Origin of the sequence: Streptomyces sp. NPDC086554 (genome assembly GCF_040686095.1) — a bacterium.
Taxonomy (GTDB): Bacteria; Actinomycetota; Actinomycetes; order Streptomycetales; family Streptomycetaceae; genus Streptomyces.
The window spans coordinates 85,324-109,273 of record NZ_JBFBJK010000013.1 but is presented as its reverse complement, the minus strand read 5'-3'; the positions used below and the strand labels follow the sequence as shown (position 1 = coordinate 109,273).

Genomic DNA, 23,950 nt, shown 5'->3' with positions numbered 1-23,950 from the left:
GGGAGAGGTTAGCCGCCACGGGCCTACCCCTTGAGCCCCCTGTACAACGCCCCCACCAGATGCACGCTCCTCAAGTCGTCCCCGGACGTCCCCGAGCCCATCCGGTTCATCACGTACGCGTACGCCACCCGGTTCTCCGGATCGGCGAACGCGTACGAGCCGCCCATGCCCCCGTGGCCGAAGGCCCGCGGGTTGGGACCTGCCTGGCCGTACAGGTTCAGCATGTAGCCGAGCCCCCACTCCCACTTCTCGCCCCAGGCCGTGCCCGCCGCGAGGACCAGGTCCCGTTCGTCGGGCTCCCCTTGGCGGGTGCGCAGCTGTTCAAGCGTCGTCTCGCCGACGAGTTCGCCGGCGCCGAGTGCCGCGTACACCGTCGTGAGACCCCGCGCGGAGGCGTGGCCGTTGGCCGCGGGGATCTCTGCGCTGCGATAGGCGGCGCCGTTCACATGGCCGACCGGCAGGTACTGGAGGGACAGGGTGACGGCGGCCAGTGGGTCGGCGTCGAGCGAGCGCACCGGCGGCTCGGGCGGGGTCTTGAAGCCGCTCTGCGTGCCGGACGCGGCTACCGGCCTCGCCATGTCCGCGCACCGGCCGTGCTCGCTCACCGGGGTGCCGACGAAGACATCGGCGCCGAGCCGCTCCGTCACCTCGCTCCGCAGGAACGTGCCGAGCGAGACCCCGGTGATCCGGCGCACCACCTCGCCCACCAGATAGCCGAAACTCACGGCGTGGTACCCCTGCGCCGTGCCCGGCTTCCACCACGGGGGCGTCGCGGCCAGCGCGTCGCACACCTTCTCCCAGTCGTAGAGGTCGTCCGACGCCATCGGCTCGCGCGGCGCGATCACCCCGGAGCGGTGGCTGAGCAGCCAGCGCACCGGGATGTCCGCCTTGCCCTCTTGTGCGAACTCCGGCCAGTAGCGGGCGACCGGTGCGTCCAGGTCCAGTTCGCCCCGGTCGACCAGGAGATGCGCGCACAGCGCGGTCATTCCCTTGGTCGTGGAGTACACGTTCACCAGTGAATCGCGCTGCCACGCGCGCGTGCCGGTCTTGTCCGCGTCTCCGCCCCACAGGTCGACGATGAACTCCCCGTCGACCGTCGCGGCGACTGCCGCCCCCAGCTCGCCGCGCTCGGTGAAGTTGCGCTCGAACTCCTCGCGTACGCCCTCGAATCCTGGGGCGCAGGTGCCATGGACGCGCACGGTCATGACTCTCCTCGGTCGCTGTGTCCCCCGACCCGGGACATCCTCGCGCATGGTTGCCCCCAGCACCTAGTCCTGTGAAGGGGGCAGTGCGATCACCGGCCGCGAGGCGGCATTCGTGTCCCGCGCACCAGAGGTTGGACTTCTCTTCACATCCAGGTCACAGGCCCTTCCCCCGCGCTTGCTCCCCTTGACACACTTCACCCGCCCGCGTCCCCCACACCACACGAGGTCGAACACACCCATGCCTGAAATCAATCGCCGCCGCTTCATGCAATTCGCCGGCGGCACAGCGGCCTTCGCGACGCTCTCGCAGAGCATCGCCCGCGCCGCCGCGCTGCCCGCCCAGCGCCGCTCCGGCTCCATCGAGGACGTCGAGCACATCGTCGTGCTGATGCAGGAGAACCGGTCCTTCGACCACTACTTCGGCACCATGAAGGGCGTACGCGGCTTCGGCGACCCGCGCCCGGTGACGCTGCCCAGCGGCAAACCGGTGTGGAACCAGTCCGGCGGCGGCAAGGAGACACTGCCCTTCCACCCGGACGCCGAGAACCTCGGCATGCAGTTCATCGCCGGACTCGACCACGACTGGGCCGGCGGCCACAGTGCCTTCAGCAACGGCAAGTACGACAACTGGATCGCCGCCAAGTCCGAGCGCTCGATGGCGTATCTGACCCGCGAGGACATCCCGTTCCACTACGCGCTCGCCGACGCCTTCACCGTCTGTGACGACTACCACTGTTCGTTCATCGGGGCCACCGACCCCAACCGCTACTACATGCTCTCCGGCCACGTCGGCAACGACGGCAAGGGCGGCGGCCCGGTCCTCGGCAACCAGGAACTGGGCTACGACTGGACGACGTACGCCGAGCGCCTCGAGCAGGCCGGGGTCTCCTGGAAGGTCTACCAGGACATCGGCGACGGTCTGGACGCGGCCGGCAAGTGGGGCTGGATCGACGACGCCTACCGCGGCAACTACGGCGACAACTCGCTCCTCTACTTCAACAAGTACCGCAACGCCAAGCCCGGCGACCCGCTCTACGACAAGGCCCGCACCGGCACGAACGTCAAGGCGGGCGACGGCTACTTCGACGTGCTCACGGCCGACGTGTTGGCCGACAGGCTCCCGAAGATCTCGTGGATCGCGGCGCCCGAGGCCTTCACCGAGCACCCCAACTTCCCCACGAACTACGGTGCCTGGTACATCGCGCAGGTCCTGGACGCGCTCACCTCCAACCCCGAGGTGTGGGCCAAGACGGCGCTGTTCATCACGTACGACGAGAACGACGGCTACTTCGATCACATCGTCCCGCCGTACGTCCCGTCGTCCGCCGACCAGGGCCTGTCCACCGTGGACACGACTCTCGACTACTTCCCGGGCAACGCGCAGTACGCCGCCGGACACTACGGCCTGGGCCAGCGCGTGCCGATGATCGTCGCCTCTCCGTGGAGCACCGGCGGCTTCGTGAACTCCGAGGTGTTCGACCACACCTCGATCCTCCAGTTCATGGAGAAGCGGTTCGGCGTCAAGGAGCCCAACATCTCGCCGTGGCGGCGTGCGATCTGCGGCGACCTCACCTCCGCCTTCGACTTCGCCGTCAAGGACACCGACCCGGCGAAGCTGCCCGACACCGGCGCCTACGAGCCGCCGGACCACGAGCGCCACCCCGACTACGTGCCCAAGGCGCCCGCGAAGGGTGAGCTGCCCAAGCAGGAGTCCGGCTCCCGGCCCGCGCGCCCGCTGCCGTACGCCCCGCTGGTGGACGGCGCGGGCGCACCCGCCGACGGCAAGTTCACGCTGACGTTCAGCGGGGGCGACGCGGCGGGCGCGTGCTTCCACGTCCGGTCGCAGAACCGCACGGACGGCCCCTGGACGTACACGACGGAGGCAGGCAAGAAGATCTCCGACACCTGGAACACCGCGTACTCGAAGGGTGCGTACGACCTGTCGGTGTTCGGCCCGAACGGTTTCCTGCGGGTCTTCCAGGGCCCCGGCAAGACGGCGGGCCCGGAGGTGACCGCCCGTCACGACAAGGCGAGCGGCAACCTCAAGCTGACCCTGAAGAACGCGGGCGGCGCCGACGTCAACCTCACCCTCACCAACGCCTACGGCGGCGCGGCCGAGACGTTCAAGGTGAAGGCGGGCGGCACCGTCGAGCACACCGTCGATCTGCGGGCGAGCAAGCGCTGGTACGACGTCACGGTGAAGTCCGACACGGACGGCACGTTCCTGCGGCGCCTCGCGGGACATGTGGAGAACGGCGAGGCAGGCGTCAGCGACCCCGCGATCGTCTCGGCCTGACGTAAATCCGGTCCCCGTGCGGCGGGGCGGTGAGTCCGACGTCACAGCGCCCGCGAAGGGCTGGCGGACCGCCCCGCCCATGGGGGTACTGTGCCGGGGTGACAACGCATTCGAACACTCCTGCAGGCTGGTATCCCGACCCCCAGGGCGCGCCCCAGCTGCTGCGCTGGTGGGACGGTTCCCAGTGGACCCAGCACACCAGCCCGGACCAGCAGGCCGGCGGCGGGCAGCCGCAGGGCCAGCAGGTCCCGCAGCAGGCTCAGCCGGCGCAGCCGCAACCGGCCCAGCAGCAGGCGCAGGCGCAATACGGCCAGCCGCAAGGGCAGTTCGGCCAGCAGCAGGCGCCCCAGCAGGGCCAGTACGGTCACCCCCAGCAGGCGGCCCCGCAGGCCGACCCGGCCAAGGTGCAGCGTCAGGTCCAGCAGCAGGCGGGCGTCGCGCCCAGTGCGCAGGGTGGCGGCACGCTCTTCACCGAGCCGGTCCTCGTGGTGAACCAGAAGGCCAAGCTCATCGAGCTGACGAACGAGTACAGCGTGATGGACCAGTCGGGCAACGCGCTCGGCTCGGTCGTCCAGGTCGGCCAGAGCACGCTGAAGAAGGTCGCGCGCTTCGTCTCCAGCATCGACCAGTTCATGACGCACAAGCTCGAGATCCGCGATGCCTACGGCCAGCCGGTGCTCCAGCTGACGCGCCCCCGCAAGTTCATGAAGTCGCGCGTCATCGTCGAGCGCCCGGACGGCCAGCCGATCGGCGAGATCGTCCAGCAGAACATGATCGGGAAGATCAACTTCGCGATCATGGTCAACGGCCAGCAGGCCGGCGCGATCAAGGCCGAGAACTGGCGCGCCTGGAACTTCTCGATCGTCGACCACGCCGACAACGAGGTCGCCCGGATCACCAAGACCTGGGAAGGCCTCGCCAAGACGATGTTCACGACTGCGGACAACTACGTCCTGCAGATCCACTACCAGCTGCCCGAGCCGCTCCTGAGCCTCGTCGTGGCGACGGCCCTCACTGTTGACACCGCCCTGAAGCAGGACTCGCGCGGCTTTGGGTAAGCACCCCTGAGGGGACGCTAGAGCTTCACCGCGGAGGTCTCCGCCTGGGCCGGAATGGACGGGAGGAAGTCCTCCGCACGCGTTTGCGGGGTGGCCTCGGCCGCCTGCGGTGAGCGTGTGAGTACGACCACTCCGTACGCCGCGAGCGCCGCGCCCCCCGCCGCGAGGAACAGACCGGCCACGCCGCCCTGCAGGCGTTCGCCGAGCAGCGTCAGGCCGATCGCCGCGGCGGCCAGTGGATTGGCCAGGGTGACCACCGCGAGCGGTGCGCCCAGGCCTCCGCGGTAGGCGGTCTGGGAGAGGAAGAGGCCGCTCACGGCGAACGCGGCGACGAGCAGCGCCACGACGATCACCTGCGGGCCGAGCAGCGGCCCCGAGCGGTCCGTCGCGGCGACCGTCACGGTCTGGGTGAGCGCCGAAGCAACGCCCGACGCGAACCCGGAAGCAGTCGCGTGCCGCAGCCCCGGTCGCGTACCCGGACGGGAGAGCACGCCGATGACCGCCATCGTCACCCCCGCGACGGCCAGCGCCTCCGGCAGCTTCAGGGTGTCGTCGGGGGCGGGCCCGGACGCGGTCAGGAGCAGTGCGCCGAGCCCGATGAGCGTGAGCCCGGTGCCGCGCCACTCCAGGCGGGTGACCCGCCGGCCCGCGAGCCGCGCGCCCAGCGGCACGGCCGCGACCAGGGTGAGCGCGCCGAGCGGCTGGACCAGGGTGAGCGGCCCGTACTTCAGGGCCGCCACGTGCAGGAGTGCCGCGGAGGCGTTGAGGCCGACCGACGACCACCAGGGGCCGCTGGCGAGCAGCCGCAGGCCGCCGTTGCCGGTGTCCGCGATGCGGGATGCGAGGCGCTCCTGGGCCACGGCGGCGGTGGCGTACGCGGCGGCGGAGATGAGCGAGAGCGCGACGGCGATGAGCGTGGCGTTCACCGCCCGACCCCCGAAGCGGCCGGTTCACGCGCGGGTGCGTGCCGTCGTACGACCAGCGAGCGGCCGGGACCCGGCAGCTTGATCACGGCGAGTGCGATGCCGAGGAGCGCGGTCGCCGCGATGGCGTCGAGCCAGTAGTGATTGGCGGTCCCGACGACCACGAGCAGGGTGATCAGCGGATGCAGCAGCCACAGCCACCGCCACCTCGATGACGTCGCGGCGACAAGACCGACGGCGAGCATCAGCGCCCATCCGAAGTGCAGGGACGGCATCGCCGCGAACTGGTTGGCCATCGAGTCCGTCTGCGGGGCCGCGCCGTACACCGTCGGCCCGTACACCTGCCCGGTGTCCACGAGCCCCGTCGCGGCCAGCATCCGGGGCGGCGCGAGCGGGAAGGTGAGGTGCAGCACGAGCGCGGCCGCGGTCAGCGCGGCGAGCACCCGCCGGCTCCATATGTAGTGCCGGGGCCGCCGCAGATAGAGCCAGACCAGGAACAGCGCGGTGGCCGGGAAGTGCACTGTCGCGTAATAGGTGTTCGCGATGTGCACCAGGGTGTCGCTGCCGAGCAGCACGTCCTGGACGGCGCCCTCGCCGGGCAGGTGCAGGGTGCGCTCGGCGTCCCATACGTGATGGGCGTTGCGGAAGGCCTCACCGGTGTGGCCGTTGGCCAGCTGCCTGCCGAATTTGTAGACGAGAAAGAGTCCTACGACGAGGAGGAGCTCGCGGACGAGGGGCGGTCGGGCAGATGTGTCTGGTTTTCCGACGGCTATGTCTGACTCCCGGACGGCTATGTCCGGTTCCCTTTCGGCAGGCTCGGTTCGGGATTCCATCCCCCGGCCCCTTTACGTGATGACTGGGTGGTGCGGGTAGTGAGTGAGGGATCGCCCCACTCATCGATACGCCAGTGTACCGATACGCCAGTGTACCGATACGCGAGTGTACCGATACGACGGCGTACCGGTACACTGGCGTATCGATAGGGTCGACGAAGCCGCAGGCCGGTGAAGACGCCGCATCGAGGAGAAGAGTCATGACGTCGCGGGACCAGGCAGCAGACGCAGCGACAGCGGACCCCGGGGGCTCGCCGCGCCGCTCCAAGATCACGCCCGAGCGTGAGCAGGAGTTCTACGACGCCGTCCTCGACCAGCTCCGTGAGTGCGGCTACGACGCCGTGACCATGGAGGGCGTGGCCGCAAGCACCCGCTGCAGCAAGTCCACGCTCTACCGCCAGTGGAAGACCAAGCCCCAGTTCGTGGCCGCCGCGCTGCGCGCCAACCGCTGTGTCCGTTTCGCGGGCATCGACACCGGCACGCTCGCCGGTGATCTGCGTGAGGCGGCGCGGGCCGCGGGGGAGTGGTCAAGCCGCGACTCGATGCTGGTGCAGGCGCTCAGCCACGCGGTCCTGCAGGACGAGGACCTGCGCGACGCGCTGCGGGAAGCGCTGGTCGAGCCCGAGACACAGGCCCTGGACGAGCTGGTCGCCCGCGGAGTGGCACGGGGCGAGATCGCCGCGGACCACCCGGCGACGCGGTTCATCACGGCCCAGCTCATGGGCGTGGTCCGGGCCCGCCCGGTCCTGGAGGGCAAGTACGCGGACGAGGAGTATCTGGCCCGCTTCGTGGAGGCGTGCCTGCTCCCCGCCCTGGGTCTGACCGACCCCGACTGATCGTGGACCGGGGCCCGATGGATGACGGGCCCCGATCTGCCTGCGCCGCGCCGCACCGTGGGGACGGGGGTGGCGTGGCCCTCGCCGGGGCGGGCCGGAACCATGCGTGGTTCCGGCCCGCCCCGGCCAAGACTCCGCCGGGGCGGCGCCCCGCGCGTCACACTTCCTGGCCGCTGCCGCCTCCGCCGCCGGACGCGGCCTTGATCCCCTCGGTGATTTCGTCCATGACGGACAGCTTCGGGGACTTGTCGTTGACGTCGATGCCGAAGCGCACGATGACGAGCGTGGATTTGTCGGTGGGCGAGGGGAACGCGAGCGACTGGACGTACCCGTCGTCGCTCTTCTCCGTGACCGCCTTCCAGCGGACGAGATAGCCCTTCTGGCCCGCGACGGTGACGGCCTTCGAGGCCAACTCCTTGTGCGAGGTGACCTTTCCGTACGTCTTGCCGCCGTACGACTCCCTGGCGTTCACCGCGATGTCGGCCTTGGCGGCCGCCTCCGCCGTCTTGGCCTCGACCTTGAACCGTTCGGCGGGCCCCGAGTACGCGCCGCCCCGGGTGCAGGTCTTGGAGGTCTCCCTGGGGCAGGGATAGGGCCCCGTCGTCACCGAGGCACCGCCGCCCCCGGACACGCCGGTCCAGGAGTCGGGCACCGGAAGACTGATGCCGCTCATGACGTCGGTGGCGTACCCCTCCTCCTCAGTGGGCGGCGCTGGGGACGGCCCGCCCGGGGGCTCCGACGACTCCGGGTCCTGCGGCTCCTGGGGCGCGCCGGGCTCCGAAGGGGCGGCGGACGAGGGCGACTTGGCGGCGCTGTCACTGTCCCCGCCGCCGCCGTCGTCGGAGGTGAGGAAGTACACGCCGCCGCCGATGCCCGCGAGGACGACGACGGCGATGCCTATGGCTATCGCCGTGCGGACGCCCCGGCGGGGGCCGGTCTGCCCCGGGTAGGCCGGGTAGGCGGCTCCCACCGCGCGTACCTGGTCCGTCCATACGTTTCCGTCCCACCAACGCTCGGTGCGGGGACCGTCAGCTGACTGTCCGGGGTCGGGGTACCAGCCGGGAGGGGTTACCTGGGTCATGGGCGTCAGGGTATGAGGGTTTGGTTAGAGGGGGATGAGAGGGGGCTGTCCGTGGGCTATTGGCCGGCGTTGTGACGGGCCTCGGCGGCCTCGCCGGGGGCTTCGCCGCGGTCGAAGGCCTCGGCGGCCCGGAGCCAGCTGTCGCGGGCTCGGGCCGGGAGCTCGGCGGCTGTGTGGGTATGAGCGAGGGAGGACAACGTCAGGCCCGCGCCGTACCAGTCCTCCAACGCCCGGCAGATGCCGAGTGCTTTCTCGAAGGCCGTTGCCGCCTCGCTCGTCCTTCCCGCGTCATACAGGGCGGTGCCGAGAGTGTGCCAGGCCAGACGTTCGCCGTTGCGGCTTCCGGTCTCCTGGTGCGCCCTCAAGGCGCCGGTGCCGGCCGTGATGGCCTCTTCGGTCCGCCCGGCGTCCCGCAATGCGCTGGCGAGATTGCCCCAGCTCGTGGCCTCGCCCTGGCGGTCGCCCGCGGCATGGTGCAGGTCACGGGCGCAATGCAACGCATCGATGGCTTCGTCCAGCACGCCGCCTTGTGCCAACGCAGTGCCGAGGCTGTTCCACGCCATGGCTTCACCGTTGCTGTTGCCCACCGAGCGGTAGAGATCGCGGGAGCGAGTGCAGGCGTCGACTGCTTCCGGTACTCGCTCGACTTCCCACAGGGTGAGGCCCAGGCAGTTCCAGGCGGAGGCTTCTTGCTCGGCGTCGCCGGAGCGCTCAGAGGCCTGCTGAGCGGCCCTGCTCACGGTGATCAAGTCGTCGAAGTACCGTCGCCAGTCCAGGTAGCTCCACAGATTCAGTGCGACGGCGGTGGCTGTCGCCGCGTGGTCGTCGTACGCGGCCCACTGCGCGGCGGCAACGAGATTGGCCCGTTCCGTGTCCAGCCATGCCAATGCGTCGGCACGCCCCTCGAACAATTCCGGAACCGGTTCGCCCAGCAGCCATCGCAGATGGTCATCGGCGGCACTCACCCACCGCCGGTAGAAGGCCAGCAGCCGCCCGCGAGCGGCGTGCGTCTCCTCCACAGAACCTGGATCCTCGGCGCCCAGGCCCACCCCGTAGGCCCGCACCAAGTCGTGCAATCGCCACCGCAGTGGGCCCGTTCCTGGCACAGCGGTGACGAAGTGGGTGCCGGCCAACTCCTCCAGCAGACGGAGAGTCGCGCCATCGGACAGATCGGCCAACGCCGCGGCCGCGTCGGTCCCGACCTCGGCCGTCGGCGCCTGAGCGAGAAGCCGCAGCAACCGAGCCTGTGGGCCCGGCAGTCGGGCATAGGAAACGTCGAAGACCGGACGCAAGGAGAGTACGTCCGTCGGATCGGCGGCGTCCCGGATGTCGTCGACAAGAGACCGGATGCTGCGGTGGCGGCGTCTGCGCAGCATGGCGGAGGCCATCTGAAGAGCAAGGGGATGGTGGCCGCACGTTTCGGCGAGGTCCCGCAGCGCATCGGGTTCCCGGGCGGCGCGATCGTCCCGGTCGTCGCTCAGGTGCAGAGCAAGGGTGACGAGCTCCGCGGCGTCGCCCGGAGAGAGCGCGTCCAGATCGATGAGCCGTGCGGGAAGGTCGGTCAGCCGGTCCCGCGAGGTGACGAGTACGCGATGGTGGCCCGCGCCGACTCCGGGCAGAAGACGCGTGAGTTGCTCCGGGGCGGATGCGTTGTCCAGCAGGAGCAGCATGGGGCGCGGTTCTCTGGCGAGGAGTGTCCGGTACAGCGCGTACTGAGCCGTCGTCGTCTGGGGCAGCTGCGCGCCCCGTACGCCCAGGGCGTCCAGGAGCGCCAGTACGGCCTGATCCGCGGTGACCGGATTGTCGTCGTACCCTCGAAGGTCGACGAAGAGCATGCCGCCCGGGAACCAGCTCCTGGCGTCCGCCAGTTGCGCCGCATACAGAGCCAGCGATGTCTTGCCGATGCCGCCGAGCCCCGAGACGGCGCAGATGACGACGGGCAGCTCGGAACGGGCTCCGGGGTCCAGAACCGGCAGCAGCCGTTCCAAGTCCCCTTCACGGCCGGTGAATCCGGCAGGCGGCGCGGGAAGCGAGGCGGTCGCCGTCGGTACGGGCCCGTGGTGATGGTGCTCGTGCAGGTCGCCCTCGACCTTGCCGATGACGCGGTCGTTGAAGGTCCCTTCGCTGAAGTCGGCATGGTCCCCGCCATACGCCGTGGTCACCGGATCACGCCCCCGGACCGTTCACGGTCTTCCCGGTCACGGGCCCGTGAAAGGTGCCGCGGCTGAAGTCGATGTGGTCACCGCCGTACTGCCTCGGGAGCGGCGCCTCTCCGGGCGTGAGATCCGGAGCATCCACCTCCGGGGCCACCATCTCCCGGACGACCGCGACGGCCGCCGCGGCCGCGTTGCCGGCGGCGAGCCCCTGGCTTCCGGAGGCGTCATCGGCGGCCTTGTCAGGGTTGGCCCTGTCGCTGATCCCGCGGATGATCAGCGCCCCCAACTCCCCGGTGAGATGCGCCGCGTGAGCGACCCCGCTGCCTTCCATCTCGATGGCGACGGCGTCGTTGTAGTGGGTCCGCAGATGCTCGGCGATCGCCGACGACGCATCGGCGAGGACCACGTCCCCCACGGCGATCGGTTTGAAGTGCGCCTTGCCGCGCAGCGCTTCGCGCGCCGTCTGATCAAGGTCGTGCGGCGCCCGCCATGCCTCAGGGCGTACGAGGAAACCCTCCGGGGTCTGCTTGCCGCCGTGGATGCCGTACACCTTCGTCGCCACGACCACATCCCCGATCCCGATGTCGTCCTTCAGGCCGCCCGCCACGCCTGCGAAGATGACCGCCCGCGGCTCCAGCCATGTGGCCACACGTTCGGTGAGCGCGGCCGCGGTCAGCGTCCCCTCGCCGATCTCCAACAGGGCGATGTGCCAAGGGCTTCCGGGCAGTGGCCCGCGCACCGCACGGGTGCCGTAACGCGCGTGGACGAGCTTCTCGACCTGGGGGAGATGGCTCCGCACAGCGGCGTACTCCAGCGGGAGAGCGGTGAGCACGGCCACGGTGGGTGGTGTCTGCGGCATGTGCCTAAAGTACTGCCGTTCAGGGCGTCCGGGACCCAGGACGCGGTGACGTCGCGTGGCCGCAAGTGCCCCTGCCGCTCAGCGAGTTACCCCGTCCACCACCAGTCGCACCGGCCCCACCTCAACCGCTTCGGGAAGGTACAGGCCGCGCCGCCCCGGAGTGATCGACCCCAGTACGCTCGCGTGCCGCGCCCCCGTGCTCTCCGCAACCGTCCCCGCGAGGCCGTGCGCGGTCAGGAAGCCCAGCACGGCGAAGGCGTACGCCTCCTTCGCCGCGGACGGCAGGCCGAGTTCGTCCGAGGTGCGCACGGGGATGCCGTCGCCCAACTCTGCCCGCAGGAACGCCATCAGTGTCGGATTGGGCGTGCCGCCGCCGGAGGCGATGACCTCGGAGGCGCGGACCGAACGCACGGCGTCGGCGACCGTGCGGGCGGTCAGCAGGGTGAGGGTCGCGATGACGTCCTCGGGGGTGAGCGCCTCGTACCCGGAGAGCGCCGCCCGCAGATAGGGCAGATGGAAGAGCTCCTTGCCGGTGGTCTTCGGGGCGGGCCGGGAGTAGTAGGGCTCGGCGAGCAGCTCCGTGAGGAGCTTCTCGTCGACCGTGCCACGTGCGGCCATCTCGCCGTCGAGGTCGCAGCCCAGCCGTTCCCGCGTGAGGTCACGCACCGCCGCGTCGATGAGGGCGTTGGCGGGGCCTGTGTCGTACGCGGTGCCGTCCGGGGCGGTGATGTTGGCGATGCCGCCCAGGTTCAGCGCAGTTGGGGCGCCCGGTCGGCCGCGCAGCCACATCTGGTCGACGAGGCTGACCAGGGGCGCGCCCTGGCCGCCCGCGGCGATGTCGCGGGGGCGGAAGTCGGCGACCACGGGGAGCCCGGTCGCCTCGGCGATCCACGCGGGCTGCCCGATCTGCAGCGTGCCGTGCACCCGGCCGTCCTCGACCCAGTGGTAGACCGTCTGCCCGTGCGAGGCGACCAACTCGGCCTGTCCGTCGCACAGCTCGCGGTCCGCCTCGGCCGCGGCGGCGGCGAACGCCTGGCCGATGCGGGTGTCCAGGCGGCAGACCTCGGCCAGCGTGGTCGCGGCGGGCGGCAGCGCGGCGGCGAGCGCCGCCCGCAGCCCTTCGTCGTAACCGCGGGTGATGAGCCCCAGCGGGGTGAGCACCAGACGATCGCCTTCGATCGTCAGGTCGGCCGCAGCGGCGTCGATGGCGTCGTACGAAGTCCCCGACATCAGCCCGATTACGCGCACGTGCTGCCCCTCTCGCTCTCCTCACCCGTGCGTTTGATCATCGCAGTGCGACGCAGTGTGCGCACTCGTACGTACGATCCAGTTCGGCGGACGGGGCCCACGTCGGCGGCCGGATCTCACCCGTCCGATGCCAGCACCCGTTCCCGGCAGGCGGCGGGATCGCCCCACGCGGTGCGCAGTGCACGGGCCTTGGTCAGCCACAGGGAGAGGTCGTACTCCGCCGTGTAGCCGATCGCTCCGTGCAGTTGGAGCGCCGCGCGGGCAGCGGCGTACGCGGCTTCGCCCGCCGTGACCTTCGCGGCGGCCACATCGGCGGTGTCCATGGACAGCGCCGCCCCGTACAGCAGCGGGCGCGCGAACTCGAGGCCTGTCAGGACGTCCGCGAGGCGGTGCTTGACGGCCTGGAAGCCGCCGATCGGCGTGCCGAACTGGGTGCGCTGCTTGACGTACGCGACGGTCTTGTCGAGGAGCGCGAGCCCCACGCCGAGCGCCTGTGCGGCCGTGGCGAGCGAGGCCCAGTCTGCCGCGTGCCGGGCGGCGGAGGTCACCGAGGGGCCCGAGGCGAGGAGTTCACCGGTGCGGTGGAGGCGGCCGAGACGGCGTGCCGGGTCCAAGGAGCGGCCCACGCGCGCGTGCCCCGACGCGAGGCGGAGTTCGTCCCCGGAGACGATCAGCGCCGCCGTCGCCGCGTCCGCGTCCAGCGCGAAAGGACCGCCCTCGGGGAGCGTGAGCGTCGCCATGGCGTCTCCCGATGCCAGGGGCGGAAGCAGCCGCTTGGCGGGCTCCCCGTCGCCGAGGTCGGCAAGACGGGCGAGGAGCGCGGCCGCCGCCACCGTCTCGACCACGGGTCCCGGCACGGCATGCCGGCCTAACTCGACGAACGCCACGGCCACTTCCACGGGGAGCGGGCCCACCCCCTCGTACTCCTCGGGGACGGCGAGCGCGAACACGCCCGCGTCCGCGAGCCGCCCCCATACGGCGCGCCCCGGAGCATGGTCCCCGGCGGCCCAGGCCCGCGCGGCCGCCGGTGTGCCGGCGGCCGTAAGCATCGCGTCCAGCGAGCACGCGAACTCGCGCTGCTCGGCGTCGAGGAGGAACCTCATCAGCGGCGTCCCTTCGGCAGGCCGAGCAGCCGCTCGGCGATGATGTCGCGCTGGATCTCGTTCGTGCCCGCGTAGATCGGCCCGGCGAGCGAGAAGACATATCCCTCCGCCCACTCGCGGCTCTCCGCCCGCTCGCCGCCCTCCGTCAACTCGCCCTCCGCGCCCAGGAGATCCAGCGCCGTCTCGTGCAGCGCGATGTCGTACTCGGACCAGAAGACCTTGTTCAGGCTCGACTCGGCGCCGATCGTCTCGCCCGCCGCGAAGCGCGAGGCGTTGGCCCATGTGAAGAGCCGGTAGGCGCGGGCGCCGATCACGGCGTCGGCCACCCGGTCGCGCAGTGCCGTGTCCGCCGGGTCGCCGTGCGCGCGCCACTCGCGCACCAGGCGCTCGGCCGCGGCGACGAAGCGGCCGGGGGAGCGCAGTGTCAGACCGCGTTCGTTGCCGGTCGTCGACATGGCGATGCGCCAGCCCTGGCCCGGCTCCCCGATCACATCCTCGTCCGGTACGAAGACGTCGTCGAGGAAGAGCTCGGCGAACGCGGGCTTGCCGTCCAGGCGGCCGATGGGGCGCACGGTCACGCCGTCCGCGTCGAGCGGGAACATCAGATACGTCAGGCCCCGGTGCGGCTTGCCCTCTTCGTTCCCGGACGGATCACTGCGGAACAGGCCGAACGCGCGGTCGGCGAACGCGGCCCGCGACGACCAGGTCTTCTGCCCGCTGATCAGCCAACCGCCGTCCGTGCGACGGGCGGTGGAGCGCAGCGACGCGAGGTCGGAGCCGGAGTCGGGCTCCGACCAGGCCTGTGCCCAGATCACCTCGCCGCTCGCCATCGGCGGCAGGATCCGGGCGCGCTGCTCAAGCGTCCCGAAGTCGAAGAGGGTCGGCGCGAGGAGGTTGATGCCGTTCTGCGAGACGCGGCCGGGGCCGCCCGCCGCGAAGTACTCCTCCTCGAAGATCAGCCACTTGACGATGTCGACGCCCTGCCCGCCGTACTCCGCGGGCCAGGAGACCACCGACCAGCGGTCGGCCGCGAGCTCGTGCTCCCAGACGCGGTGCGCGGCGAAGCCCTCCTCCGTCTCCAGCGACGGCAACGGCTCGGCAGGCACATGCGCGCCGAGCCAGGCCCGTGCCCGCTGCCTGAAATCCTCTTCTCCGGCAGTGAAGTCGAGGTCCATCAGTGGCCCACCTCTTCGGTCGGATCTTTCCCGGCACTCTTCCCTAACAAGTGTTTGGTAGATTACCTTGAAGGGAGTCAGCCGTCGAGAGCTGTCGAGAGTCGTCGAGAGTGAAGAAGAGGGGGCCGCGCATGGACGCGCCCGAGTACGTGCCGGGGCACGGTCTGCTCGCGGGCCGCACGGCCGTCATCACCGCCGCGGCCGGAGCGGGCATCGGCGGCGCCACCGCCCGCCGCTTCCTTGAGGAGGGCGCGCGCGTCGTCCTGGGCGACGCCCACCCGCGCCGCACGAAGGAGGCGGTGGCGGCGCTCGCCGGGGAGTTCGGCGCCGACCGCGTCGACGGCATGCCCTGCGACGTCACGGACGAGGCCCAGGTGCAGGCCCTCTACGACCTGGCCGAGCAGCGCCACGGCGGTCTGGACATCGTCGTGAACAACGCGGGGCTCGGGGGCACCGCCGAGCTGACCGAGATGACCGACGAGCAGTGGGACAAGGTCATCGACGTGACGTTGAACGGCACCTTCCGCTCCACCAGGGCCGCCCTGCGCCGCATGCGGGCCGCCGACCGGGGCGGCGTGATCGTGAACAACGCGTCGGTGCTCGGCTGGCGCGCCCAGGCGGGCCAGGCGCACTACGCCGCGGCGAAGGCCGGCGTCATGGCGCTCACCCGCTGCGCGGCCGTCGAGGCCGCACCCCACGGGATACGGATCAACGCGGTCTCGCCCAGCCTTGCCATGCACCCGCACCTCGCGAAGGTCACCTCTCCCGAGCTGCTCGAAGAGCTCACCGCGCGCGAGGCGTTCGGGCGCTATGCCGAGCCCTGGGAGATAGCCAACGTCATCGTCTTCCTGGCCAGTGAGTACTCCTCGTACATGACGGGGGAGACGGTCTCGGTCAGCAACCAGCACGCTTAGGCGGAGAATGACCGTGTGTCGAAACCGAAGCAGAGCAGCACCACAAAGAAGAAGGCCCCGGTGAGCCCCTCGCCCGAGCGTCGTAGCGAGCTCCTCGCCATCGCAGCCGACGTCTTCGCCGAACAGGGGTACAACGCGACCACGGTCCGCAAGATCGCGGACGCCGCCGGCATGCTCGCCGGCAGCCTCTATTACCACTTCGACTCCAAGGAGTCGATGCTCGAAGAGATCCTCTCCACCTTCCTCACCGAGCTGTGGGACGGGTACGACACCGTGCTCCAGTCGCAGCTCGGCCCCCGCGAGACCCTCGAGGCGCTCGTCACCGAGTCCTTCCGCGAGATCGACCGGCACCGCTCCGCCGTCGCCATCTACCAGAAGGAGTCCAAGCACCTGGTCGCGCAGGCGCGCTTCCAGTACCTGGCCGACTCGCAGCAGCGCTTCGAGAAGGCATGGCTGACGACCCTGGAACGGGGCGTCGCGGAGCACGTCTTCCGTGACGACCTGGACATCCGGCTCGCCTACCGCTTCGTACGCGACACCGTCTGGGTCGCCGCGTCCTGGTACCGCCCCGGCGGAGGCCACAGCCCCGAGGAGATCGCCCGCCAGTACCTCTCGATGGTCCTGGACGGCATCTCCGTAAGCACGTAGAGCGCGCGTCGTCGCCCGGCGGCCGCACCGACCGAGGAGCACGAGGAGTACGCAGTCATGGCCGAGGCCTACATCGTCGAAGCGGTCCGCACCCCCGTCGGCAGGCGCAAGGGAGGCCTCTCGGCCGTCCACCCCGCCGACCTGGGAGCCCATGTCCTGAAGGCACTTGTCGAGCGCACGGGCATCGACCCGGCCGCCGTCGAGGACGTCGTCTTCGGCTGCCTGGACACGGTCGGCCCGCAGGCCGGCGACATCGCCCGCACCAGCTGGCTCGCGGCCGGACTGCCCGAAGAGGTGCCCGGCGTGACGATCGACCGCCAGTGCGGCTCCTCGCAGCAGGCCGTGCACTTCGCGGCGCAGGGCGTCCTGTCCGGCACCCAGGACCTCGTCGTCGCCGGCGGCACCCAGAACATGTCGATGATCCCCATCGCCTTCGCCTCCCGGCAGGCCGCCGAGCCGCTCGGCCTCACCGAAGGCCCCTACGCGGGCAGCGAGGGCTGGCGCGCCCGCTACGGCGACCGGCCCGTCAACCAGTTCCACGGCGCCCAGCTGATCGCCGAGAAGTGGGGCATATCCCGCCGCGACATGGAGGAGTTCGCGCTCCGCTCGCACCAGCGGGCGATCCGCGCGATCGACGAGGGCCGCTTCGACCGCGAACTCGCCGCCCATGGAGACGTGACCACCGACGAGGGCCCGCGCCGCGACACGACCCTGGAGAAGATGGCGGGCCTCAAGCCCGTCCTGGACGACGGCACCATCACCGCCGCCTGCTCCTCGCAGGTCTCGGACGGTGCCGCCGCGATGCTCATCGCCGGTGAACGGGCCGTGCGGGAACACAGGTTGACGCCCCGGGCCCGCGTCCACCACCTCTCCGTGCGCGGCGAGGACCCCATCCGCATGCTGTCCGCGCCGATCCCCGCCACGGCGTACGCGCTCAAGAAGACCGGCATGAGCATCGACGACATCGACCTCGTCGAGATCAACGAAGCGTTCGCGCCGGTCGTCCTCGCCTGGTTGAAGGAGACCGGGGCCGACCCGGACAAGGTCAATGTCAACGGCGGCGCGATAGCACTCGGCCACCCTCTCGGCGCGACGGGCGTCAAACTGATGACGACACTCCTGCACGAACTGGAGCGAACCGGCGGCCGGTTCGGCCTCCAGACCATGTGCGAAGGCGGCGGCCAGGCGAACGTGACGATCATCGAACGCCTCTGACGGCGTCCAGCCCCGGCCCCGTCCCTCACCCCTTGCGGCGGTTGCTGCCCGGACCCCGCACCGCGGAAGCCTCTACCCCGCTAGTCTCGAGGTCTGTACGTCGATTGAGCGACCTCAGGAGGTAGCGCGATGACGCAGGGACGGCCCGGAGGAGCCACCTGGGCCCCGCTGTGGGAGCGCGACGCGGAACTCGCTGCGGCCGCACGGGCCGTGGACGAGCTGTGCTCCGACTCGATGACGGCCGGCGGTCTGCTCGTCTTCCGCGGCGAGGCGGGCATCGGCAAGACGGCGCTGCTGACCGAGGTGCGCCGGATCGCCGAGGGACGGGCCACGGTCTGGTCCGCGCGCGGCGGCGAGACCGTCACCTCCGTCCCTTTCAACGTCGTACGACAACTGCTGCAGCCGGCCCTTGTCTCCCTCACGCCCGACGAGGCCCGGGAGTATCTCGGCGACTGGTACGAGATCGCGGGACCCGCGCTCGGCATAGCCGAGCCGGGCGGCGTCCAGGCCGACCCGCAGGGCGTGTGCGACGGCCTGGTCGAGGCGGTCGCACGCCTGGCGGGGCTGCACTGGCCGCTCGTCCTGATCATCGACGACGCGCACTGGGCCGACCAGGAGACCCTGCACTGGCTCGCCGCGTTCGCCCAGCGCCTTGCCGAACTGCCGGTCCTCGTCGTGGTCGCCCACCGACCGGACGAGGCCAAGGGAGACAGCGCGCGGCACCTCGCGGCGGTCGGCGCGGCGTCCGGCCCCTCGACCGTCCTGCGGGCGCTCACCCCGGACGCCGCGGCCGGACTCACCCGCGCCACGCTCGGCGAGCACGCCGACGCCCCGTTCTGCCGCGAGGTGTGGGCGGTCACCGGCGGCAATCCGTACGAGTCCGTGGAACTGCTGGCCAAGGTGCAGGACAGCGAGCTCGAGCCGGTGGAGGGCTCCGCGGACGAACTGCGCGCCCTGAACCGATCGGCGCGCGGCCGCGGCCTCGTCGCCCGCCTCGAAGGACTCGGCACAGATGTCACACGGTTCGCGTGGGCGGCAGCGATCCTCGGCGAGGCGATCCCCCTCGACCTCGCCGCCTCGCTCGCCGGGATGACGCGAGAGACGGCCGAGCGGTGCGCCGAGCGACTGCGCACCGCGCGCATCCTGCTCGGCGACGACCGGGGCATGGAGTTCGTCCACCCGCTGATCGCCAGCGCCGTCTACCGCTCGATCCCGACCGCGACGCGCACCGCGATGCACGGCCAGGCCGCCTGGGCCGTCACGCTGTCGGGGCGAGGCGCGGCGGCCGCGTCCCGGCACCTCCTCGAAGTCCACCCGGACGACGACCCCGAGCTGGTCGAGCAGTTGCGCCAGGCCGCGGCCGAGCATCTCGCGGTCGGCGCACCGGACGCGGCCCGCCGCTGTCTGGAGCGGGCCCTGCGGGAACCGCCGCTCCCCGAGAACCACGCGCGCGTGCTCTACGAACTGGGCTGCGCCACCCTCCTCACCTCGCCCGCCACCACCATCCGCCATCTCAGTGAGGCGCTCCACACACCGGGGCTCGACCGCACGCTGAGAGTGGACGCGGTCTGCCGCCTGTCCCAAGCCCTGGTGCACAACGACCAGTTGGAGGAGGCCCTGCGCGTCGTCGACGCCGAGGCCGCGCGCCTCGAGCCGGGCCCGGACCGGATGCGGCTGCAGGGTGTCCACTACATGTGGGAGGGCATCCACGCCGGCGAGGAGGACGCGACGGGCCGCTCACGCCGCCTTGCCGCGCTCGCCGGACCGCTGCCGGGACGCGACAACTCCGAGCGCGCCCTGCTGATCCTGCGCGCCTTCGACGCGATGACCCGTGGGGAGAACGCTGAGGAGATCGTCGAACTCTGCGACCGAGCCCTGGTCAACGGCCGGCTCGCGCCCGGCCTCGGCTGGACCGACACCGAGTGGGGCTTCGAGCTCCTGATGATGCTGGGCAGCGCCTACATCTTCACCGACCGGCTCGACCGCGCCGAGAGCCTCTTCGCGGAGGCGGTCCGCGCCTATGAGACGGCGGGCTGGAGCGGCGGCCACCTGGCGCTTGCCAAGGCCTGGGTCGGCCTGGTGCACCGCAGGCGCGGACGCCTCACAGAAGCGGAGGACTCGCTGCGGGACAGCCTGCGTCTCGCCGACCGCGTGGGCAGCGGCCTCCCGATGCACTGGGACGCCGCGTGCATGCTCATCGACACACTGCTCGCGCGCGGCAAGGTCGACGAGGCACAGGAAGTCGCCGAACGCTACGGCATCGCGCCGCCCTACCCGTCCACGATCTTCGTGCCCGACATCCACTCCGTACGCGGCCGTCTGCTGATCGCCATGGGACAGCGGACCGAAGGCGTCAACGAACTGGAGGTCGCCGCGAAGGCGTCCAACGCACGCGGCCGCTACAACACGATCGTCGCGCCCTGGGCGCACGATCTGGCCCGCGCGCTGGCCTCGGAGGATCCGCGGCGGGCCGCCGAACTGGCCGCGGACGCGCGGGTCCAGGCGGAGCTGTTCGGCACGGAGACGGCCATCGGTGAGGCGCTGCGGTGCGCGGCGTCCCTGGAGAGCGGGCAGCGTGCGGTCGACCTGTACGCGCGAGCGGTCGCCTGCCTTGAGGCTTCGCCGTGCGCGTACGAACACGCGGTGGCTCGGGTCGAGTACGGGATCGCGGCGGGGGCCGCCGGCGAGTTGGCGCGGGGTCTTGCCTTGGCCGACGCGTGCGGGGCGGACGGCCTGGCCGCCCGGGCGCGGGCGTCGTTGGAGGTGGCCGGGGTGTGAGCGGGCCGGCGGCTACGGGTGGCCGTAGATCACCGGCTCCGCCGAGTCCGTCCTCAAACTCCCCCCCAAGCTCTCAAGGAGCAGGGAGGGACCCCCTCGACGGGCTGAGATGTCCCAGGTGTCTCGTCACCTCCGCCGCCTCCTCCAATATGCGCGCGATCAACTCCTCGCACGAGGGCAGGTCTTCGATGAGGCCTGCCACCTGGCCGGAGGCCATGACGCCCGCCTCCGGGTGGCCGTCCACCATGGCTGTCTTCAGCATCATCGGCGTATTCGCCGCCAGCAGGATCTGGCTCCACGTCAGGTCCTTGCCGTGCCGCATCGTCAGGCCGTCCCTGGCCATGTCACGCCGGCTCATGCCGGACAGCTTGCGGAACGCCGCCGCGTGGCGCACCGCGCGTGTGAGGGACGACAGGCGGCCGGACTTCTCGAGGGCGGCCACCAGGTCCGTGCGCAGCATGCGATGGGGGAGGCCGTCCACCCGGGTCGTCACCGTGACGTCCTTGACCGATGCCGCCAAGTAGCGCGCCTTCACCGCGTCCGGGACCGTCGAGTCCGAGGTCAGCAGGAAGCGCGTGCCCATCGCGACGCCCGCCGCGCCGTACGCGAGTGCGGCGATGAGCCCCCGTCCGTCGTAGAAGCCACCCGCGGCGATCACCGGGATGTCCACCGCGTCCACGACCTGCGGCAGCAGCACCGTGGAGGCGACTTCCCCGGTGTGTCCGCCGCCCTCGCCGCCCTGCACGACGACCGCGTCCGCGCCCCACGCGGCGACCTTCTCCGCGTGCCGCCGCGCGCCGATGGACGGGATGACGACCACCCCGGCGTCCTTCAGCTCGGCGATCAGTTCCTTCGAGGGGGCCAGGGCGAAGGACGCGACCCGTACGCCCTCTTCGACGATGATGCGTACGCGGTCCCGTGCGTCGGCCGCGTCGGCGCGCAGATTGACCCCGAAGGGCTCGTCCGTACGGGACTTGACCTCCCGGACGGCGGAGCGTAGCTCGTCGACGGTCATCGTGGCGGAGGCCAGGATGCCCAGGGCGCCCGCGTTCGCCGTCGCGGAGACCAGGCGGGGGCCTGCCACCCACCCCATGCCGGTCTGCACGATCGGATGGCGGACGCCGACGAGTCTGGTCAGCGCCGTCTCCATGGTGGCCGGTCCCGGCGTCATGCGCGCACCTCGCGGTCCCGCAGGCCGCGCGGGTCCACCACGTCCCGGATCAGCCGCAGTTCCTCCGCCGACGGCTCGCGCGTGTACGGGACGTCGTCCGGAGTGGACAGGGCGAAGCCCGTCGCCTCCCGGACCTGATCGAGTGTCACCCCCGGGTGCAGCGAGGCAAGGCGCATCGTGTGGTCCGCCGTCGCGAAGTCGAAGACGCCCAGGTCCGACACGACTCGGCGCAGATCGTGGAAGCGCGTCGCGGAGGGTCCTGCCGCCGCCGCGCTGTCGTGGCCCACGCCGCTGATCATGTCGACCTTCTCGACGAAGACGCGCGTCGAGTGGCGCGGGATCCAGTAACTCACCGGATTGTTCAGGGTGTTGACGGGGGCCCCGCGCACGCCGAGCAGCTGGCGCTTCGGTCGCTCCCAGTCGCCGATGCACGAGATGTTCTGATTGCCGAAGCGGTCGATCTGGCTCGCGCCCATCATCACGTGACGCCGACCGCCCATGACCATCGTCAGGTGCTTGCGGTACGGCAGCCAGCCCTCCGTCACCGCCGACGGCGCCCCCACAGCGGGAACGTCGCCGATCAGGAGCGCCTCCCCGTCCGTGAGCAGCAGATCCGGCGAGAACGTCAGCTTCGCCAGACGGGCCCCGATCGACGGCACCGTGCCCATCGGGGATGCGAGGACCTCGCCCGCGTCCCGCCAGGCCTCGGCGCAGGCGATCACGCAGTACTCGGCGCGGGTGACGGCGGCCGCGGTGGGCGCCGCCGATTCTGTCTGCGTCATCGCTGCTCCTTGTGCCAGGTCTGGACGGCCGTCCGGTAGTCCTGCTCGGTTCCGGAGAGGAAGCGGTCCTGGAACGCCCGCCAGGCGTCAGGGTCGCCCGCCGCGGTGGCGTACGCCTTCTGGAAGGGCTCGTCCCGGCCGTAGTCCGGCACGCACGACGTGAAGTGCGCCCCCTTCGGCGTCTCGGTCACCCCCGTCACCGCGTGCCGTGAGATCAGCATCGTCTGCGGCGCCGCGTGCTCGGTGAGCGCGGCCGACTCGACGATCCGCTCGCAGGCCACATACGCGGTGTCGGCCGCCTCGCAGAACAGGTCGTCGAAGTACGGATCGGGACCCAGATACTGGGCGTTGCCCAGGCGGTCCGCGCGGTTCATGTGCACCAGCGCCGCGTCCATCCGCAGGGCGGGCACCGCCACCAGATCCTCCCCGTCCTCGTACGGCGAAGTGACCTTACGCAGCTGGGGGTTGACCCGCAGCACGTCCGAGCCGAGGCCCGCGCGGATCGGCAGGAACGGCAGCCGCTGGGCGCCCGCCGTAAGGCCCTGCATGAACATCGCCTCGTCCAGCTCGACGAGTTCGAAGGCGCCACGCTCGCGTGCCGCCCGGAAATGCGGCTCCAGGGGGATCGAGTCGAGTGTCGTGAACGCCGTCACCAGCTTGCGGATCCGCCCGGCCGCGGCGAGCAGGCCGATGTCCGGGCCGCCGTACGCGACGACGGTGAGGTCCGTGACCTCGGACCGCAGCAGCGCCCGCACCAGTGCCATCGGCTTGCGGCGCGAACCCCAGCCGCCGATGCCGAGCGTCATCCCGCTCCGCAGCCGCCCCACGATCTCGTCGGGCGTCATGGTCTTGTCCGTCATGCCCTGCCCTTCTCTGCGGTCTTCTCTTCCGTCTTCTCTTCCGTCTCGTCCTTCGTCCCGAAGCCGTCGCGGACGCGGTCGGCCAGGCCGCTCAAGTTCGCCTCGAAGGTGAAGCCCTGCTCGAAGCGGTAGCTCCGGTGCACGTCGACCGGGTCGATGCCGTTGATCGCGGCCTTGGCGAAGCGCAGCAGCGTCCCGTCCTTACGGGCGATCTCCCGCGCCAACTCCAGGGCCGCGTCGCGCAGTTCCGCGCGCGCGACGACCCGCCACACGGAGCCGTGCGCGTGCAGTTCGGCGGCGGTCGCCGTGCGCGAGGTGTAGTACAGGGCGCGCATCAGGTGCTGCGGCACCAGACGGGCGAGGTGGGTTGCCGCGCCGAGCGCGCCCCGGTCGAGCTCGGGCAGGCCGAACCTGGCGTCGTCGCTCGCCACGATCGCGTCCGCGTTGCCCACGAGTCCGATGCCGCCGCCCAGGCAGAAGCCGTGCACCGCGGCGACGACCGGCACCTCGCACTCGTACACCGCGGAAAACGCTTCGTAGCACCCGCGGTTGGCGCCTATCAGGGCGCTGTGCCCGCTGTCGCGCTGCATCTCCTTGATGTCCACGCCCGCGTTGAAGCCGCGGCCCTCCGCGGCGAGGACGACACAGCGTGTCCCGGAATCCCGGCCTGCCGCGCGCACCGCGGCCGCCAGGTCGTACCAACCGCGCACAGGCAGGGCGTTGACGGGCGGGAAGTCGACGGTGACGACAGCCACGCCCTTGTCCGGGCTCGAGGTGGAGACAGACATCAGAGGATCCGCTACCTTTCA

The 23,950-nt window shown here is 71.1% G+C and carries 20 protein-coding genes; 7 read left to right on the top strand and 13 right to left on the bottom strand.

The genetic code is table 11. The features are described from left to right. Positions 1-23: 23 nt before the first annotated feature. The gene (locus AB0O76_RS22670) at positions 24-1,205 is read right to left on the bottom strand and encodes a serine hydrolase domain-containing protein (protein WP_365494089.1); all 1,182 of its coding nucleotides are present in this window, start codon (positions 1,203-1,205) and stop codon (positions 24-26) included. 238 nt (positions 1,206-1,443) lie between these two features. Here AB0O76_RS22670 and AB0O76_RS22665 point away from each other — a divergent pair, with 238 nt between their 5' ends. Both AB0O76_RS22665 and AB0O76_RS22660 read left to right on the top strand, forming a co-directional pair. After that, on the top strand, positions 1,444-3,501 hold the full coding sequence (locus AB0O76_RS22665) for a phosphocholine-specific phospholipase C (protein WP_365494086.1): 2,058 nt from the start codon (positions 1,444-1,446) through the stop codon (positions 3,499-3,501). A 98-nt stretch (positions 3,502-3,599) separates the two neighbouring features. Further along, complete coding sequence (locus AB0O76_RS22660; RefSeq protein WP_365494083.1) at positions 3,600-4,559, top strand: phospholipid scramblase-related protein; 960 nt, start codon at positions 3,600-3,602, stop codon at positions 4,557-4,559. A gap of 17 nt (positions 4,560-4,576) precedes the next feature. Here the strand turns inward: AB0O76_RS22660 and AB0O76_RS22655 are convergent, their stop codons facing one another. After that, complete coding sequence (locus tag AB0O76_RS22655) at positions 4,577-5,485, bottom strand: DMT family transporter (protein WP_365494080.1); 909 nt, start codon at positions 5,483-5,485, stop codon at positions 4,577-4,579. Then, positions 5,482-6,315, bottom strand: a complete 834-nt coding sequence (locus tag AB0O76_RS22650; RefSeq protein WP_365494077.1) for a phosphatase PAP2 family protein — start codon at positions 6,313-6,315, stop codon at positions 5,482-5,484. The genes AB0O76_RS22655 and AB0O76_RS22650 overlap by 4 nt, the downstream gene beginning before the upstream one ends. Positions 6,316-6,515: 200 nt before the next feature. On the opposite strand from AB0O76_RS22650, the gene AB0O76_RS22645 reads away from it, so the two are divergent. Next, a complete protein-coding gene (locus AB0O76_RS22645) occupies positions 6,516-7,151 on the top strand; it encodes a TetR/AcrR family transcriptional regulator (RefSeq protein WP_365494074.1) in 636 nt (211 codons plus the stop codon). A 157-nt stretch (positions 7,152-7,308) separates the two neighbouring features. Here AB0O76_RS22645 and AB0O76_RS22640 read toward each other — a convergent pair whose 3' ends face one another. The 6 genes from AB0O76_RS22640 to AB0O76_RS22615 form a co-directional block, all read right to left on the bottom strand. Then, complete coding sequence (locus AB0O76_RS22640; protein ID WP_365494071.1) at positions 7,309-8,232, bottom strand: DUF2510 domain-containing protein; 924 nt, start codon at positions 8,230-8,232, stop codon at positions 7,309-7,311. Positions 8,233-8,288: 56 nt separating this feature from the next. Then, positions 8,289-10,394, bottom strand: coding sequence for a tetratricopeptide repeat protein (locus AB0O76_RS22635; protein WP_365494068.1), 2,106 nt, complete (start codon positions 10,392-10,394; stop codon positions 8,289-8,291). Positions 10,395-10,398: 4 nt separating this feature from the next. Continuing rightward, a complete protein-coding gene (locus AB0O76_RS22630; RefSeq protein ID WP_365494065.1) occupies positions 10,399-11,247 on the bottom strand; it encodes a 5'-methylthioadenosine/S-adenosylhomocysteine nucleosidase in 849 nt (282 codons plus the stop codon). A gap of 78 nt (positions 11,248-11,325) precedes the next feature. Next, the gene (locus AB0O76_RS22625) at positions 11,326-12,495 is read right to left on the bottom strand and encodes an anhydro-N-acetylmuramic acid kinase (RefSeq protein WP_365494062.1); all 1,170 of its coding nucleotides are present in this window, start codon (positions 12,493-12,495) and stop codon (positions 11,326-11,328) included. 116 nt (positions 12,496-12,611) lie between these two features. Then, positions 12,612-13,598, bottom strand: coding sequence for an acyl-CoA dehydrogenase family protein (locus AB0O76_RS22620; RefSeq protein WP_365494059.1), 987 nt, complete (start codon positions 13,596-13,598; stop codon positions 12,612-12,614). Beyond that, entirely contained in the window at positions 13,598-14,773 is a 1,176-nt protein-coding gene (locus AB0O76_RS22615) for an acyl-CoA dehydrogenase family protein (protein ID WP_365494056.1), read from the bottom strand. Before AB0O76_RS22615 ends, AB0O76_RS22620 begins: the two co-directional genes overlap by 1 nt. 131 nt (positions 14,774-14,904) lie before the next feature. Between AB0O76_RS22615 and AB0O76_RS22610 the strand changes: the two genes are divergently transcribed. From AB0O76_RS22610 to AB0O76_RS22595, 4 genes are all read left to right on the top strand, one after another. Next, positions 14,905-15,687: an SDR family oxidoreductase gene (locus AB0O76_RS22610; RefSeq protein ID WP_365494054.1), complete on the top strand. Its 783-nt coding sequence runs from the start codon at positions 14,905-14,907 to the stop codon at positions 15,685-15,687. A gap of 15 nt (positions 15,688-15,702) precedes the next feature. Next, on the top strand, positions 15,703-16,335 hold the full coding sequence (locus tag AB0O76_RS22605; RefSeq protein WP_365494051.1) for a TetR/AcrR family transcriptional regulator: 633 nt from the start codon (positions 15,703-15,705) through the stop codon (positions 16,333-16,335). 57 nt (positions 16,336-16,392) lie between these two features. After that, on the top strand, positions 16,393-17,550 hold the full coding sequence (locus AB0O76_RS22600; RefSeq protein ID WP_365494048.1) for an acetyl-CoA C-acetyltransferase: 1,158 nt from the start codon (positions 16,393-16,395) through the stop codon (positions 17,548-17,550). Between the two features lie 129 nt (positions 17,551-17,679). Next, positions 17,680-20,328, top strand: a complete 2,649-nt coding sequence (locus AB0O76_RS22595; protein ID WP_365494045.1) for an AAA family ATPase — start codon at positions 17,680-17,682, stop codon at positions 20,326-20,328. Positions 20,329-20,401: 73 nt separating this feature from the next. Here the strand turns inward: AB0O76_RS22595 and AB0O76_RS22590 are convergent, their stop codons facing one another. Genes AB0O76_RS22590 through AB0O76_RS22575 form a run of 4 tightly spaced genes read right to left on the bottom strand, consistent with a single transcriptional unit; the run spans position 20,402 to position 23,929 of the window. Then, entirely contained in the window at positions 20,402-21,478 is a 1,077-nt protein-coding gene (locus AB0O76_RS22590) for a nitronate monooxygenase (RefSeq protein ID WP_365494438.1), read from the bottom strand. Positions 21,479-21,495: 17 nt separating this feature from the next. Next, a complete protein-coding gene (locus tag AB0O76_RS22585) occupies positions 21,496-22,281 on the bottom strand; it encodes a CoA-transferase (RefSeq protein ID WP_365494043.1) in 786 nt (261 codons plus the stop codon). After that, positions 22,278-23,141, bottom strand: a complete 864-nt coding sequence (locus AB0O76_RS22580; RefSeq protein WP_365494040.1) for a CoA-transferase — start codon at positions 23,139-23,141, stop codon at positions 22,278-22,280. Before AB0O76_RS22580 ends, AB0O76_RS22585 begins: the two co-directional genes overlap by 4 nt. Further along, entirely contained in the window at positions 23,138-23,929 is a 792-nt protein-coding gene (locus AB0O76_RS22575) for an enoyl-CoA hydratase family protein (RefSeq protein WP_365494037.1), read from the bottom strand. Before AB0O76_RS22575 ends, AB0O76_RS22580 begins: the two co-directional genes overlap by 4 nt. Positions 23,930-23,950: the final 21 nt, after the last annotated feature.